Origin of the sequence: Chitinophaga pendula, assembly GCF_020386615.1 — a bacterium.
Lineage (GTDB): Bacteria > Bacteroidota > Bacteroidia > Chitinophagales > Chitinophagaceae > Chitinophaga > Chitinophaga pendula.
In genome coordinates this window covers 464,540-479,558 of record NZ_CP077769.1, presented here as the reverse complement: position 1 = coordinate 479,558, position 15,019 = coordinate 464,540, and the positions used below count along the sequence as shown (strand labels likewise).

The 15,019-nt window shown below is 50.7% G+C and carries 16 protein-coding genes; 6 read left to right on the top strand and 10 right to left on the bottom strand.

Annotated features, from left to right (window positions below; all coding sequences use genetic code 11):
* Window positions 1-7: 7 nt before the first annotated feature.
* Window positions 8-2,197 carry a cation:proton antiporter gene (locus KTO58_RS01900; RefSeq protein WP_225860014.1) on the bottom strand — a complete coding sequence of 730 codons (2,190 nt, stop codon included), beginning with the start codon at window positions 2,195-2,197 and terminating at the stop codon, window positions 8-10.
* Between the two features lie 192 nt (window positions 2,198-2,389).
* On the opposite strand from KTO58_RS01900, the gene KTO58_RS01895 reads away from it, so the two are divergent.
* The 3 genes from KTO58_RS01895 to KTO58_RS01885 all read left to right on the top strand — a co-directional run bounded on the left by KTO58_RS01895 (window position 2,390) and on the right by KTO58_RS01885 (window position 4,138).
* On the top strand, window positions 2,390-2,698 hold the full coding sequence (locus KTO58_RS01895) for an ATP-dependent Clp protease adaptor ClpS (RefSeq protein ID WP_095841004.1): 309 nt from the start codon (window positions 2,390-2,392) through the stop codon (window positions 2,696-2,698).
* A gap of 112 nt (window positions 2,699-2,810) precedes the next feature.
* The gene (gene aat / locus KTO58_RS01890; protein ID WP_095841005.1) at window positions 2,811-3,482 is read left to right on the top strand and encodes a leucyl/phenylalanyl-tRNA--protein transferase; all 672 of its coding nucleotides are present in this window, start codon (window positions 2,811-2,813) and stop codon (window positions 3,480-3,482) included.
* Window positions 3,483-3,538: 56 nt separating this feature from the next.
* Window positions 3,539-4,138: a DinB family protein gene (locus tag KTO58_RS01885; RefSeq protein WP_095841006.1), complete on the top strand. Its 600-nt coding sequence runs from the start codon at window positions 3,539-3,541 to the stop codon at window positions 4,136-4,138.
* 120 nt (window positions 4,139-4,258) lie between these two features.
* Here the strand turns inward: KTO58_RS01885 and KTO58_RS01880 are convergent, their stop codons facing one another.
* Window positions 4,259-5,188 (bottom strand): hypothetical protein, encoded by a 930-nt coding sequence (locus KTO58_RS01880; protein WP_095841007.1) that lies wholly within the window; start codon window positions 5,186-5,188, stop codon window positions 4,259-4,261.
* Window positions 5,189-5,417: 229 nt separating this feature from the next.
* Here KTO58_RS01880 and KTO58_RS01875 point away from each other — a divergent pair, with 229 nt between their 5' ends.
* Genes KTO58_RS01875 through KTO58_RS01865 form a run of 3 tightly spaced genes read left to right on the top strand, consistent with a single transcriptional unit; the run spans window position 5,418 to window position 8,432 of the window.
* Entirely contained in the window at window positions 5,418-6,077 is a 660-nt protein-coding gene (locus KTO58_RS01875; RefSeq protein WP_095841008.1) for a metal-dependent transcriptional regulator, read from the top strand.
* A 54-nt stretch (window positions 6,078-6,131) separates the two neighbouring features.
* Entirely contained in the window at window positions 6,132-8,015 is a 1,884-nt protein-coding gene (locus KTO58_RS01870; protein WP_095841009.1) for an Nramp family divalent metal transporter, read from the top strand.
* 24 nt (window positions 8,016-8,039) lie between these two features.
* Window positions 8,040-8,432 carry a thioesterase family protein gene (locus KTO58_RS01865; RefSeq protein ID WP_095841010.1) on the top strand — a complete coding sequence of 131 codons (393 nt, stop codon included), beginning with the start codon at window positions 8,040-8,042 and terminating at the stop codon, window positions 8,430-8,432.
* A 3-nt stretch (window positions 8,433-8,435) separates the two neighbouring features.
* Here KTO58_RS01865 and KTO58_RS01860 read toward each other — a convergent pair whose 3' ends face one another.
* From KTO58_RS01860 to KTO58_RS01825, 8 genes are all read right to left on the bottom strand, one after another.
* Complete coding sequence (locus tag KTO58_RS01860) at window positions 8,436-9,182, bottom strand: LytR/AlgR family response regulator transcription factor (protein ID WP_095841011.1); 747 nt, start codon at window positions 9,180-9,182, stop codon at window positions 8,436-8,438.
* Entirely contained in the window at window positions 9,160-10,221 is a 1,062-nt protein-coding gene (locus tag KTO58_RS01855) for a sensor histidine kinase (protein ID WP_198315052.1), read from the bottom strand. The genes KTO58_RS01860 and KTO58_RS01855 overlap by 23 nt, the downstream gene beginning before the upstream one ends.
* 55 nt (window positions 10,222-10,276) lie before the next feature.
* Window positions 10,277-10,630, bottom strand: a complete 354-nt coding sequence (locus KTO58_RS01850) for a DUF4288 domain-containing protein (protein ID WP_095841012.1) — start codon at window positions 10,628-10,630, stop codon at window positions 10,277-10,279.
* Window positions 10,631-10,696: 66 nt separating this feature from the next.
* A complete protein-coding gene (locus KTO58_RS01845; RefSeq protein ID WP_095841013.1) occupies window positions 10,697-11,446 on the bottom strand; it encodes a LiaF transmembrane domain-containing protein in 750 nt (249 codons plus the stop codon).
* Between the two features lie 199 nt (window positions 11,447-11,645).
* Window positions 11,646-12,314: a ferredoxin reductase domain-containing protein gene (locus KTO58_RS01840; RefSeq protein WP_095841751.1), complete on the bottom strand. Its 669-nt coding sequence runs from the start codon at window positions 12,312-12,314 to the stop codon at window positions 11,646-11,648.
* Window positions 12,315-12,381: 67 nt separating this feature from the next.
* A complete protein-coding gene (locus tag KTO58_RS01835) occupies window positions 12,382-13,014 on the bottom strand; it encodes an SGNH/GDSL hydrolase family protein (protein WP_095841752.1) in 633 nt (210 codons plus the stop codon).
* A 146-nt stretch (window positions 13,015-13,160) separates the two neighbouring features.
* Window positions 13,161-13,919, bottom strand: coding sequence for a LytR/AlgR family response regulator transcription factor (locus tag KTO58_RS01830; RefSeq protein WP_095841014.1), 759 nt, complete (start codon window positions 13,917-13,919; stop codon window positions 13,161-13,163).
* Window positions 13,910-14,932: a sensor histidine kinase gene (locus KTO58_RS01825; RefSeq protein WP_095841015.1), complete on the bottom strand. Its 1,023-nt coding sequence runs from the start codon at window positions 14,930-14,932 to the stop codon at window positions 13,910-13,912. The genes KTO58_RS01830 and KTO58_RS01825 overlap by 10 nt, the downstream gene beginning before the upstream one ends.
* Window positions 14,933-15,019 lie beyond the last annotated feature (87 nt).

Here is a 15,019-nt window from a genome sequence, read left to right as displayed (position 1 = left end):
CTAGTAATTATTGGTCCTTATCCTTCGACCGGTTATCTGGACGCTGATCCTTACGACCACCGGTAAAGATCCTCCTCACCGTACGTCCCAGCTTGTTCAATTCCTGTATAGGCGCCAGCGTCAGGTCATCCGGCTGCACACCAGACTCTATATAGTCCGTCTCCGTCTGCTCAGGATAAACAAGGATGATATTCTGATCCCTGAAATGACGGCTCAGCCTGCCAGGTATATTATCCTGCCCCGGACTGTACGACAGCGTTCCTTTACGGGCTGCCACTACCACCAGCAGATCATTACGCGTTACCTCCCGCGACAATACCAGAAAATCGTCCATATCCTCCAGCGATCGGTATACAATTTCCACACTGGTTTTACTCTGCTGTAAAAAAGTTTCTATCGCCCCCTTCGTATGATCATGACAACACATCAGTAACTTGGCGCCCGCCTGCTTGGCCAGCAATATCATCTTCTGCAGGTAATGCGCAAACCCCAGCTCATACTCCGTATTCCGGGGTAATATCATCACCATTTTTTTGGTCGTGTTTAACGGATTAGGGAAGTCACAAACATAGATCGTCTCCCATACACTCCGTAACACGTTCTCCAGCGTAGTACCAAATATAGAACCGAACAAACGCTCCGTCGTACTCGTTTTATCTGTCCAACCCAATATCACATCTGTGATCATCAACTCCTTGGCAGCACGGGCAATCCCGTCAGACACGTTCAGGTCTATACGTGTCACTACCTGTACTTTACTCTCCGTCGCCGCCGCATGTATGATCGCCTTTTCCATCATCTTGTTCGTCAGGTGTACCTTCTCTTTAGCTTCTTCATTATCCTGTACCACCGCCAACGGATAAATAGGCGAATCCGTCTGCCCATCCTTGATCATGACGGCAAAGTCCAGCAGCGACTCTATCCTGGCCGCATTAGATACCGGTACCAACATACGCTCCGGGCCACCGCGCATCTCCGGCTTACGCTCCGCTTCCACAATCGCCAGCTTACGTCCCGCACTCTCCGTCACAAACGATCCTACCATACAGGTGATCAGGATCAATATCACCGTACCATTCAATACATGCTCATCGATCAGCCCCATATTATACCCGATCAGTATCACCGCAATAGTAGCCGCCGCATGCGCACTGCTCAACCCGAAGATGATATTCCGTTGCGTACTTGTATACTTAAATGATAATTGCGTGAAATAAGCCGCCAGCCACTTACTCAGTAGAGCCATCGCCGTAAGTGAACCAGCAATGATCAACGCCTCCGGCCCTTTCAGCAACACCCGCAGATCCACCAGCATGCCCACACTGATCAGGAAAAAAGGAATGAACAACGCATTACCGGTAAATTCGATCCGGTTCATCAACGGCGAAGTATGCGGTATCAGCTGGTTCAACGCCAATCCTGCCAGAAACGCACCAATGATACCTTCCACACCGGCCAGCTCAGCCAGGAAAGCAGAAAGAAACACCAATGCCAGCACAAACACAAAGTGAGAAGTCTTATCGTCCTTGATCTTTTTGAAAAACCATCGCCCTATCATCGGGAATATCCACAGGATGATCGCTGCAAATACCGCCAGCGAAACACCCAGCCGCACCCAGAAATCCGTATTCAGATTCCCCTTCTCCGCTCCCGTGATAATAGCCAGTATCAACAGTACGGCCGTATCCGTTATAATAGTACCGCCGACTGCTACCGTCACCGCCTCATTTTTGGTAATACCCAATCTGCTAGCCAACGGATACGCCACCAGCGTATGCGTAGCAAACATGCTCGACACCAGCAACGATGCCATAAAATTGAAATGCAACCAGTACGTACACACCAGGTAACCCAATATCAACGGCAAGAAAAAAGTAAAGGCTCCAAATACCATACTCCGGTGCTTATTCTTCCTGAACTCCGTCATATCCAGCTCCAGCCCCGCCAGGAACATAATATACAATAACCCCGCCTTGCCAAAAAGGTCGATACTCCCCTTCTCTATCACCTGGAATCCATGATCCCCGATCGCCATACCCGCCAGTATCAACCCTATAATACTGGGTATCCGGAACTTCCGCAGGATAATAGGCGCCAGCAGGATAATAAACAGTACCAGCGAAAAAATAGGAATAGGGTCCTTTAAGGGCAAGCTGATATCCAATAGCAAAACCGACCTTGTCATTACTTGCATCATAATCGTTTATTTACATCAAATCCTGGTTATCAACTACTTTAAAACGCCAAGCGATTAACTTTTCGCAAACTACAAAATTTCCCGCCCTTTCAGCACCGTGCCCAAATACCACCACCCACGGGGGTGTTTTCAATTATTTAATGAATTTACCCGCATTTTAATGTAATTTTGCGGCAAAGCTTAGTACAAATCATGAGCCAGCAAACTGAACCAGGCATATTGACCAAAGAACTGGAAGACGTGCTCGTTGCAGAAGACGAACAATTTCCGTACAACCTTATTGTGTGGAATGATGAGGTAAACACTTTCGACTGGGTCATCTCCTCTCTAATCGAAGTTTGCGATCACTCCCAGGAGCAAGCAGAGCAATGTGCATTGATCATTCATCACAATGGCAAATATGCCGTTAAACAAGGTGAGTTCACACAACTCCGTCCCATGTGCGAAGCACTGCTGGATCGTGGTATCAGTGCCACCGTCGAAGAGACCGTTGCCAGCTGATCATGCCAGCAACTACCCCTCCCTCTCTTATCACCTCGGCATAATACATCCGGTCCCTATGAAAACCGGACCGTTTTTGCTATTTCCGCTACCATTTGCAATCACCTGAAGGATGCCCGTATTTCACCTGGACAAAAAACTGGTCTTCCCCCCTACCCAACTGGCAGAACCCGATGGCCTGCTGGCTGCCGGCGGTGACCTGTCCACCCAACGGCTCCTGCTCGCTTACAGCTCCGGCATATTCCCCTGGTATTCTGAACCTCCCATCCTCTGGTGGTCCCCTCACGAACGCTTCGTACTCTTCCCCGAAGAACTCAAAGTGTCCGCCTCTATGAAACAGGTACTCAAAAAAGAGACCTTCCACATCACCATCAACCAGGACTTTAAAGGCGTCATCTCCAACTGCCGCAAAATATTCCGCGAAGGCCAGGATGGCACCTGGATCACCCGCGAAATGCAACAGGCCTACATCCGCCTCCACCAGGCAGGACACGCCCTCTCCGTAGAATGCTGGCAAAAAGAACAGCTCGTCGGGGGACTCTATGGCGTCAAACTGGGCAACTGCTTCTTCGGAGAATCCATGTTTGCCCATGTCAGCAACGCCTCCAAAGCAGCGTTCATCACCTTCGTCCGACAGGCCGCCAGCCAAGGCCTCGCCCTCATCGACTGCCAGGTACATACCCCACACCTCGAATCCCTCGGCGCCCGATTCATCCCCCGCGATGCCTTCCTGCAACTGATCCGGCAACATACCCAAGGAACCACTTCGCAGGATTTTTCGTAACTTTTATAAATACTACCCCACACACGTTACCTTCTTTATACATTAAACCGGACATCATGAAAAAACTCCTCCTCCTGCTACCAGCCGTAATGCTGTTCGCATTCCGTATCAGCGACACCCGCACCGACGATCGCGAAATACTGGTCAAAAACTTTATGGAAACAAGGGCCAACCTGCTCAAAAGCATACAAGGCCTCTCCGACAAACAAATGAACTTTAAACCGGACTCCTCCCGCTGGTCCGTCGCCGAATGTCTCGAACATATCATCCTCGTCGAAAAAGGAATCTTCGGTATGGAACAGCAACTGGTAAAACAAACTCCCAACCCGGAAAAAAGAAAGGATATCAAAACCAAAGATGAAGACCTCATCAAAGGTGTCACCGATCGCAGCCATAAAGCCAAAGCGCCTGAATTCGCACAGCCTAAGCACACCTACGCTACCACCGCAGCAGCCATCGACGCCTTCAATACCCAACGCGATCAACTCATCGAGTACGTCAAGACTAACAACGATGACCTGCGTAACCACGTCATGGACAGCCCCGCAGGCACCCTCGACGCTTACCAGTTCCTCCTGCTCATATCCTCCCACTCCGCCAGACATACCAAACAGATCGAAGAAGTAAAGGCAGATCCCAATTTCCCTAAACAATAATCAGTTATCTGCGCCGCTTCCTTAAGTACCCTGTAAGTACCGTATAAGCAGTGTATAACAATAAAAAGGGGATGTCTTTTAAAAAGACATCCCCTTTTCTATTATAAAGACGTTATTGAACTACTTCTTCTTTTTCGCAAACCCGCCTTCAAAGAAACACTTAATATTACGGTAAGCTCCGCATCCTCCGATCTCCCGGATGTTTACCCGGCTACCGGAAAACTGGAACGCTATACCACACGCACTCTCCTTATCCTGATACTCCCCCTTGTTCGTGCCGGTATAACGGCCAACACCACTCAACTCTCCCTTACAGGTCCCATTGTCCTTTGAAAAACTGATGAAAAACCGGAACGTCTTCGGCTCATCACCGTCACGGATAGATACCAGGTTCATCTCGCCCGACTTATAGTCAGCAGAAAATTTCTGTTTCCTCGGCAACGTATCGATCGGGTTGAACAGCTGCCCCGGCCCTGGCTCATTAGAATTCGTCATGATCAGCGTAGCCGCCCCATCAGGATTGATCATATAAAAGTCCTCCTTCAACGCACTGCGCGATGCCGTCAGCTTCCGCTCCGTACTGGTCTTGATCACATATTTACTGTCCAGTGAGAAATACAATACCGTACCGTCCTTATCAGCCGTATGGCCTGCCAACATACTGTTCAGGTACTTCCCCTTTTTGTCTGTAAAACACAGGTAGGCCAACGTGCCCGTCTTCCCACTCGCTTTCACCACAAAAAAGTTCATCGTCGCACCAGGCACATACTGCAGCGGATAATATTTAGGCACATCTGATTTGGGGAACCTAGACTTACCCAGCGTATCCGTCAGGAATTGTTTGATCACTGCCGCTTTCAACCTTACAGAATCAGGCGTTTTCTCCGCCAGCAGCTCCGCACTCAACTTATACGGTAACGCCGACTGCGGGAATAACTGCTCAAAATCCTCATAGGTCAACGGTTGATCCGTATCGCCCGTTTTGGATGGCTTGGATTTGCAGGCTGCCAGCACGCCGGCAAAGAAAAAAATTAACAGGTACCTGTTCATGCACTTTTAGTTATACTTCCGAAAATTAAATATAATTCTGATATGTAAGCCTGTCTTTATAGAAAAAACAATGCCGGTTCTCCATCACCGGCCCACTAATGCGCCCATCTCCCTCAAAAGGGATGCAAAAATAACGCCTCCCGGATACATACCAACCACCTGCTGCTAAAAAAGCTTGCTAAATTGTCTATATGTTTTTAGATTTGTCTAAATTTTTATTTTAGTCCGTATGAACTTGACGATAGCAGAAGAGAACTATATTAAGTCGATCTATAAGTTGCAGGAAGGCCAGCAAACAGTGACCACCACTGCCCTGGCCTATGAACTCGATACCAAACCGGCTTCTGTAACCGACATGGCTAAAAAGCTAAAGGAAAAAAAACTGATCGATTACGAAAAATACCAGGGCTTGCAGCTCTCCGCCGAAGGTCGCAAAGCCGCCTTGCAGATCATCCGCAGGCACCGCCTATGGGAATGTTTCCTGGTAGATAAACTCAACTTCAGCTGGGATGAAGTACACGAACTGGCCGAAGAGCTCGAACATGTACGGAGCGAAAAACTCATCAACCGCCTCAGCGAATACTTGGGTAATCCTACCATCGACCCCCATGGCGATCCCATCCCGGATGCCAATGGGAAAATAGGCAAACAACGCCCGCAAACCTCCCTGGACCTCTCCACCGCCAAACGCCTGGAGATCACTGCCGTATCCGACCAATCCAGCGCCTTACTCGAATTCCTCAATGCCAAAGGCATCCGCCTCGGCACGCATATCGATGTGATCGAACGCTATGAATTCGATAACTCCATGGAGATAAAAATCAAAAATCAACCGGCATTCACCATCAGTGAACAGGTATGTAAAAGCATCATGGTACGCCCCGTATGATGCCCGCCTGCCTCCGGCTAATGCCAAATGATCAATAGGGACAACTTTTAACGTATGCATCTTTCCAATCACCATACATCACTTAGTGAAGTACACCAAAGTATAGATACTACCAACGGCAAGTCTCGCTGGAAAAAACTGCTGGCCTTCTTCGGCCCGGCTTATCTCGTCAGCGTAGGATATATGGACCCGGGCAACTGGGCCACCGATCTCGCAGGAGGCAGCCAGTACGGTTATAAACTGCTCTGGGTATTGCTCATGAGTAATCTCATGGCACTCCTGCTCCAAAGCCTCAGCGCCCGTCTCGGTATTGTCAGAGGCCGCGACCTCGCTCAGGCCAACCGCGAAACATACCCCCCAGTCGTCAACTTCATCCTCTACATACTCGCAGAAATAGCGATCGCCGCCACCGACCTCGCCGAAGTACTGGGCATGGCCATCGGGATACAACTGCTCACCGGCCTCCCCCTCGCCTGGGGCGTCAGCATCACCGTCCTCGATACCTTCCTCCTCCTCGTACTACAACGATACGGCATCCGGAAAATGGAAGCCTTCATCATCTCACTCGTCGCTATCGTCGGCATCTCTTTCCTGACAGAGCTGATCATGGCCCGTCCGCAACTCAAAGAAGTAGCTACCGGATTTATCCCCACCATCCCGGATAATACCGCCCTCTATATCGCCATCGGTATCATCGGCGCCACCGTTATGCCACACAACCTATACCTGCACTCCGCATTAGTACAGACGCGCAAGATCAAACGCGACGAAAAAGGCATCCGCCAGGCACTCAAACTCAACTTTATCGACAGCGCCATCGCGCTCAACCTCGCATTTTTTGTCAACGCCGCCATACTCATATTAGCAGCCTCCGTATTTTTCAAAGCAGGACATACCAATATCGCAGACATACAGGATGCCCACCAGCTACTGGAAGGCCTGCTGGGCAACAAATGGGCGCCCATGCTCTTCGCCATAGCCCTCATCGCAGCCGGACAAAGCAGCACCGTCACCGGTACCCTGGCCGGCCAGATCGTCATGGAAGGATACCTCCGCCTGCGTATCAATCCCTGGCTACGTCGACTCCTCACCCGACTCGTCGCCATCGTACCCGCACTACTGGTCATCCTCCTCGCCGGCGATGATAAAGTAGGCGAACTCCTCGTATTCAGCCAGGTACTCCTCAGCCTCCAGCTGGGATTTGCCATCATCCCCCTTATCCACTTCGTCAGCGACAAACAAACCATGGGCGTACATGCCATCAAACCGCTCACTAAGATCATGGGATGGGCTATCACCGTCATACTGGTATACCTCAATATCCGCATGGTCTGGGCTGAAGCCGCCGCCTTCATCAGCGACAACGGCCCCGCCTGGGTAGATGTCATTATCATATTCGCCGGCCTCGGTTTCATCACACTACTGCTCATCACCACCTTCTACCCCGTGATCAACAAGCGCCGCAAAGCAATCGCCTTCAGCATACACCCGGAACCCGTCACCGTATCGATAGACAAACTCGAAAAACCCGTATACAAACGCATCGCCCTGGCACTCGACTTCAGCAAAAATGACGAACAAGTCATCGTCAACGCCATCGCACATGGCACCCCCGACACTGAATACCTGCTGATCCATATCGTCGAAAGCGCCTCCGCCAAATACCTCGGCCACGAATCTGATGACCTGGAAACACGCAAAGACCAGCAACAACTAATGGCCTATACCGCCCAGCTACGCGTACAAGGCATCAATGCCCGCGGCATCCTCGGATACCGCCACCGCGCCAAAGAAATCGTCCGTATCGTAAAAGAAGAAAAGGCCGACTTCCTTATCCTCGGCGGACATGGACACACCGGCATCAAAGATTGGATATATGGAGAAACAACCAACCAGGTAAGACATCATGTCAAAATACCGGTATTGGTCGTACAATAACAACACATCATCATACTGTATAGCATGAAACACCTGTTCCAAACCGGCGACCAGCAGCACTTCAGCCGGCTGGTCACCGCCGAAGACTGCGCCACCTTCGACAGCGGCACCGTACACCCCGTGTACGCCACCTTCGCCCTCGCCCGCGATGCAGAATGGTGCAGCCGCCTCTTTGCCCTCCAAATGAAAGACGAAGAAGAAGAAGGTATCGGCACACAACTTAGCATCACCCACCACGCTCCCGCACCCATCGGCAGCACCGTTCACTTCACCGCCACCATCCACCGCCTCCAACACCATGAGATCATCTGCGACTTCACAGCACACCACGGCGACCGCCTGATCGCCAGCGGACAAACAGGACAGAAAATACTACCCAAAAAGAAATTGGAACAACTCTTCAGTCAGCTCAAATAAATACTATAAGCCCAAAGCGGCTTTCAGTTTAGGATAACCGGTCTTACTCACCGGCACCTTCGCACCCGAACGTAGTATCGCCAGGTGATTCTCTTTCTCATAAGGCTCTATACGGGTCACCTCATTCACATTCAGCATATAAGAACGGTGCACCCGGGCAAATTGCTGCCCATCCAACGTCTGCTCAAAAAACGACATCGTCTTGTTCTTCAGGAAAGTACCCTCCTGCGTCACGATCTTCACGTAATCATCCGCCGCCTCCAGGTAATGAATATCCTGCACCGGAATGATCTTGATCTTACCATTGATCTTCACCACCACCCGGTTGCTCTGCAATGGCGACGTAGCCGCAGTTTCCAGCAAACCCGCCGTCTGTTGCGCCGCCGCATTGGCATTGCTGCGACGCTCCCGCCAACGCTGGATAGCCTTCTCAAAACGCTCCTGCGAAAACGGCTTCAGCAAATAGTCTATCGCATTCACCTCAAAAGCACGGATCGCATGCTCCTCAAATGCCGTCGTAAAGATCACCGCCGGCATATCCTCCACCAGCTCCAGCATCTCGAAGCCATTGATCTTAGGCATCTGCACATCCAGGAATATCAACTCCGGCTGATGCTGCTGTATCGCCTTCAACCCCTCAAAACCATCCCCGCATTCCTGCATCAGCTGCAACTCCGGGTAAGCCTGTAAAAACTCCACCACCACGGCCCTCGCCAATGGCTCATCATCAATGATTACTACTTTTGTCATTTGGTTGAGGCACTTTTATTAGTGTTGTGTAAATATTGTCAATCGCTTGTGTTTCTAATAGGTCATTACGGGCAAACAACAGGTACAACCTGCGCCGGATAGAACTTAACCCAAAACCCGTACCCCGGTGTGGCTGCTGCAACACCGGATCAAATGGATTACGCACCTCTATCTTCAACAACTCATCCTCCTTCCAGGCCCGGATCGTAATCGTGATGGCTTCCGTCGTATCATACAGCCCATACTTGATCGCATTCTCTACCACCGGCTGCAACAACATAGGCGGCATCTGCATCGCCTGCGCCTCCACGACTGAACTCACCTCCGTAGACAACCGGTGTCCAAACCGCACTTTCTCTATATCCAGGTACCACTCCAGGTATTGTAACTCCTCCGTCAACGATATCCATTGCTGATCTTCCCGCTTGATAGACCCTCGCAGAAAGTCGGACAACTTCAGCACCATCTCCCGCGCCTGCTGCGGCCGTAGCATGATCAACGCATTAATGGAATTCAAACTGTTGAACAAAAAATGCGGCTGCAATTGCTGCCGTAATTTGAACAGCTCCGCCTCCCTCGCCATCCGCTCCGTAGCATCCTTACGCGCCATCAACGCACGTTGCTCTCCCAACTCATGCCATACCAGGCTCTTCATCCCCATACCGGTGATGATCAGCCATCCTATAATATACCGCACCGGCAACGCATCTATCATCCAGTGATAGTATTCCGTCTTGTACGGAAAAATAGATCGCATCAGGCAAGTACTAAATGTCAGCCATATCACACTCAGGATCGTAGCATACACCAGCAAATACAGATATTTCCCTTTCTGCGGATGATAGTAGGCCAGGTTCTGCGAGATCAGCAAACTGGCGCCTGCCAGCAAGCCGGTATGTACCAGGCTGTCCGTCCAGGCAAGCCGGGACTCAATATGAAACCACTTCATCAACAGGAATGCCTCCACCAGCATAAAGGTGTAGGCTGTTCCAATGAAAACCCAGCGGAAAGACCGGTCTATAAAGATTTGTTTTGTCAAACGGGACGGATTAAAACCGTGAATAAGGATGGAAGACGTTAACAACAGTCAGCACTCACGCACTGATCTCTGCATAACGCTGATCTTCCAGTTGCGCCGATTTCGATTGTAACCAGGCCAGGTAAGTCGCCGCATTGCCAGGCTCCTCTATCCTGGAATACAATTCCATACCGTCAGACAGCTGGTCCAGCATGAACAGTTCCGGTACGTTGATAAATTTCCACTCTACCAGCTCCTGCTTCTGGTTCTTAAAAGCATATTGCTCCTGTAAACCTATCTCACAAGCCTTCTTCCAGGCAGCCTGCTTGTTGTCAGCATTAATAAGCCTTAACTGCTCGTCAAACTGGGGCAGATGGTTACCATTACCGCTGATGATCTGGTATACAACCTTTGCGACAAACCATTGCATATGAGTAGTTTTTAAAAAGTAAGTGTGATAATTATTATAGCCAAACGATAGATAATCCGTGTCTTATCAGGAAGGATAACTCTTGATCTCTATTCCGCCCATGATCGCACTCCCCTTCAGGATCAGCGTTTTGGTCGGCATCGTGCCCCCGATCAGTTCCGGGAACCGCTTGTCTTCTATACCGCCCATAATAGTGTTCACCTCCAGTTTCACATCCCAGTGCGCCGGTACCACCAGCTCAATACCACCAAATATGGCGTGTACGTTCAGGCTGATCGTATCCTCAAAATCCGCCTGTGTCAGGTTCAGATCTATCCCACCAAATACCGCCGTCAGATCCCCGCCCTTCAACCGCTTGTTCAGGATCATCCTGTTGTCCGAGCCGAAAATAGCCACACAGTCCAGGTGGTCTTCACTATCCTTGTCGTCCTTCAGCTCGTAATTGCGACGCCACATATGCGGGCGGTCCCTTTTCAACAAGATCATAATACCCAATCCAATCAATGCCGCCGGCCATATAAACCGGAATATGTCGAAGTGGATGATTTCCATTTCTCTTAACAGAAACACACCACCCACCGTCATCATGATCAGCCAGGCGCCTCCCCGGAACTGATGTTTGATACCTACCAGCAACCCTACTACAATCAGGATCATCTGCCAGGATACTATCCAGGACGGCAAGTTCAAATCCAACTGGTCTATTAATAAAAAACCTCCTACTATTACCAGTATCAGCCCTCCTATTGCCCGTTTAGGTCTGCGGCGCGCTATCCTTTGATCACTGGTATCGGTATCGTTATATTGATATGCCATACTTTTAAAATTTATGATACAAAACTAACCCGCTATACGTGGTATTTCAAACGTATTTAGGCCAAAAAAGCATGACTTCCGGTAAACGGCGGTAAAATAACGGTGAAATCTTCCGCTCCTGCGATGGGTCAGCAGGACAGTCGGTGAACAGGCAGGGAACAAAGGCCAACGGCCGGACACTCAGCCGCGTGCCATAACGTTATATTTCGATGGTGATCAGTTTATCATTACCCGTCAGCCGGGTCAGTGTCTCCTTCAGTTGCTGTACCATCGGATCAGGCCCGCAGATATAGAACTGACGGCTGAAATCACCTACCTTCTCCTTCAGATAGGCCTCGTCGATACGCCGGTGCTCATAACCTTCTGCCGGCACTTTGGTAAGGGTAGGGATAAAACGGTCTCCCAGCATACGGCGCCACTCCTCTTCCAGGATCACATCCTCCCGGGTTTTATTGGAAAAGATCAGCTGGTTACCCCCGATCTTCCCATCCTGCTCCAGCTGCCTGAAAATGGCAATAAATGGTGTTACCCCGGCTCCGCCCGCAATGAAGGTGCCTTCTCCCTTATACTGAATGGCCCCCCATACATCATGCAATAGCAGCTCATCTCCCTCCCGGAGCTGGGAAATACCCGCTGTCACACTATGACGGTCCTTATAGATCTTAATGGTAAATTCCAGGTGGTCCCAATCATTCAGTCCTGTAAACGTAAAAGGCCGACGCTCCTCCTCCCAGCCCGGCTTATGCAGGGATACCTCCGTAGCCTGCCCTGGCAGGAAATGATAACCCTCCGGCTTGCTGACTTTAATGCGTCTTACATCATGCGTAACGGGTACTGTGGATAAAATTTTAACGATATGGCGTTCCATAAAAGGGTTTTTCAGAGACATAGAGGAAGTTCCTGTCCCAGTATTAACAAATGATGATGGCAGGTGGCTATAAAGCAGCTATGTCAGCCAGCAGCAACGATAACCGTTGCGCCCACAGCGTATACTGTTTGCCAGATGGATGTAGTCCGTCTGCCGCCTGTAGGGTCGCATCCGTAGCGCCCTGCCTCGACACCGGCGTAATATCCAGATAACCGGCGCCATACCGTAAGGTAATCGCCTTGTTCGCTGCATTGAAAGCATCTATCTCGGTGGCGATCTGGGCCCGGTCCCTACCTTCTGCATAAGGCGTGACGCCCCAATCCGGAATGGATAACACCACTACCCTCCGCACATCCCCACCGGCAAATGCAATGGCCTGCTCCAGTAACTGCGCAAACTGTACCCGGTACTCTTCCAGGCTACGGCCTCGATATTGGTTGTTGACCCCTATGAGCAAGGTCACGATGTGGTAGGTTGTCTTTATACCAGCCGCTTGAATGGCTTGTGCTAACTCATCAGTTGTCCACCCTGTAATGGCAATGATACGGGGAGATGCCACCCGTATACCCCTTCTGGCCAGCAACGCAACCGCCTGCTCCGGGAAACGCTCCGGCTCCGTTACACTTTCTCCGATCGTGTAACTGTCTCCCAATGCCAGGTAAGTAAGGGTCGTATCTTGAATGGGTAAGGGTGATTGCATAGCTGCCCAGTTCTTTTCACTGTTGATCAATAGTATGGTTAAGCAAAATAAGATTAATCTGCGCATACTCCAAGAGGGGATAAAAATTACCTTATATACGTACACTTCTCCCCGAAAAGTTCAATGCCGCTCTCAGGAATAACCGCCTACCGGCAGATCCACTTCCTGAACGCTGCCGTCCGGCTGGTACTGGTCACAAACTGCCGGGTGATCCCCTTCAGCCGCACACTCAGCCGGTCGCCGAAATAAGGCGTCATCGCCGCAATACTGTCCAGCCGGATGATCTCACCCCTGTTCACCCGGAAGAACATGTCAGGGTCTACCAGCTCCATCACCCCATCCAGCGTCTCCGACAACAAATGTTTCTGCTGCTGCTTGTCCACCGCCACTGTCACACTATACTCCGAATAGAAATATTGGATGTCCTCCACCGCCAATAAAATGATCCCGTCCTTTACCCGCACCGTAAACCGCTCCCGGTACACCGGCTGATGCGTATGCCGCAACTGCTCCGCCACCTGCCGCACCAGCTCATCCGACACCAACGGCCGCCGTAACAATGCATACTTATCCATCGCCTGCCGGAACTTGTCAAAACTGAATGGCTTGATCAAATAAGCAATACCATTCGTCTCAAAAGCATGCAACAGGAACTGGTCGTGGGAAGTACAGAAAATCACCGGACAGCGTAATGACAGTTGCTGGTACAACGAGAAAATATTACCGTCCAGCAGCTCAATGTCTGACAGGATCAGGTCCGGCTGCGGATGCTCCTGCAACCACTCCACCGTAGCGGTAATACTGGGCAATATGGCAGCCACCTGTATCGCCGAATCATAACGCTCCAGGAAATGCTGCAGCTTTTCCCCTGCCAATGGCTCATCTTCCAGTATGATCACTTGCATACACGAAGCACTTTTATGACCGGGAACTGCACCGAGAACAGCTCCTCCGCCATCTTTACAACGATCTGACGGTCTGTTAACAATGTATAGCGCGCACGCAGGTTCGTCAGCCCCGTACCCGTAGATACCCCGGGGTCCAACACCCTGTTGCGGCGCTGGTTCTCCATCACCAGCCGGTCTTCATCCGCATACAATTTCACCTTCAACGGCACCGCATAGTTCACCTGGTTATGTTTGATCACATTCTCCGCCAGCAACTGCAACGTCCCCGAAGGCAGATAAGTTTCCTGCACCCCCTCCGGCAACGCCAGCTGGAACTGGTAAGCACCGGGGAAACGCTGGTCGATCAGGTAAATATAATGCTGCAATAACATGATCTCCTCACTCACCAGCGTCAGCTCTTTCTTACCCACCTGCAACATATGCCGGTACAACTCCGCAAACCGGTGGATAAACTCCTCCGCCCGGTCTGCATCCTTATGCACCAGGCTGGACAACACATTCAGGTTGTTGAACAGGAAATGAGGGTCCAGCTGCTGCTGCAACAGCTTGATCTGAGTATCGGCATGAGCCCGCGAAGCCGCGAGCAGCTTACGGCTCATCCGGGTACTGGTAGAAAAATAGTTGATAGCGATATACACACTCCCGATGATCAGGTGCAACAACGACAATACCACCATATTACCCAATAGGTGCTTCGGCTCGATCGGCTTGCCGAATATGGCCTGCTCCACCAGTATGATATAGGCCAGGGTACCCGCCATGAAAATAGGAATACTGCCCCCCAGCTCCACCAGCGGAGAAGGCAGATGACGCTCACGCCGTCGCCGGAACCAACGCCTGGCCAGCTGCACACTGTATATGGAGATCAGACAGTCCAGGAACAGGAAAAAGGGGGCGTCCGGATGGTAATCGAACCTGCCGGTCGACAAGCTCTCCACCAACTGCAACTGCAATACGTAAAGATGGCAGAACACCAGCAACCCCAATACGATCAGTAGCTTCTTCTTCATTTATGCACAAAATAACAGGAATCAGTGATATGTTGCGGCCACTAAATTAAGCACTGGCAGCGCCTCCGGCCACCACTTACCGCTGAA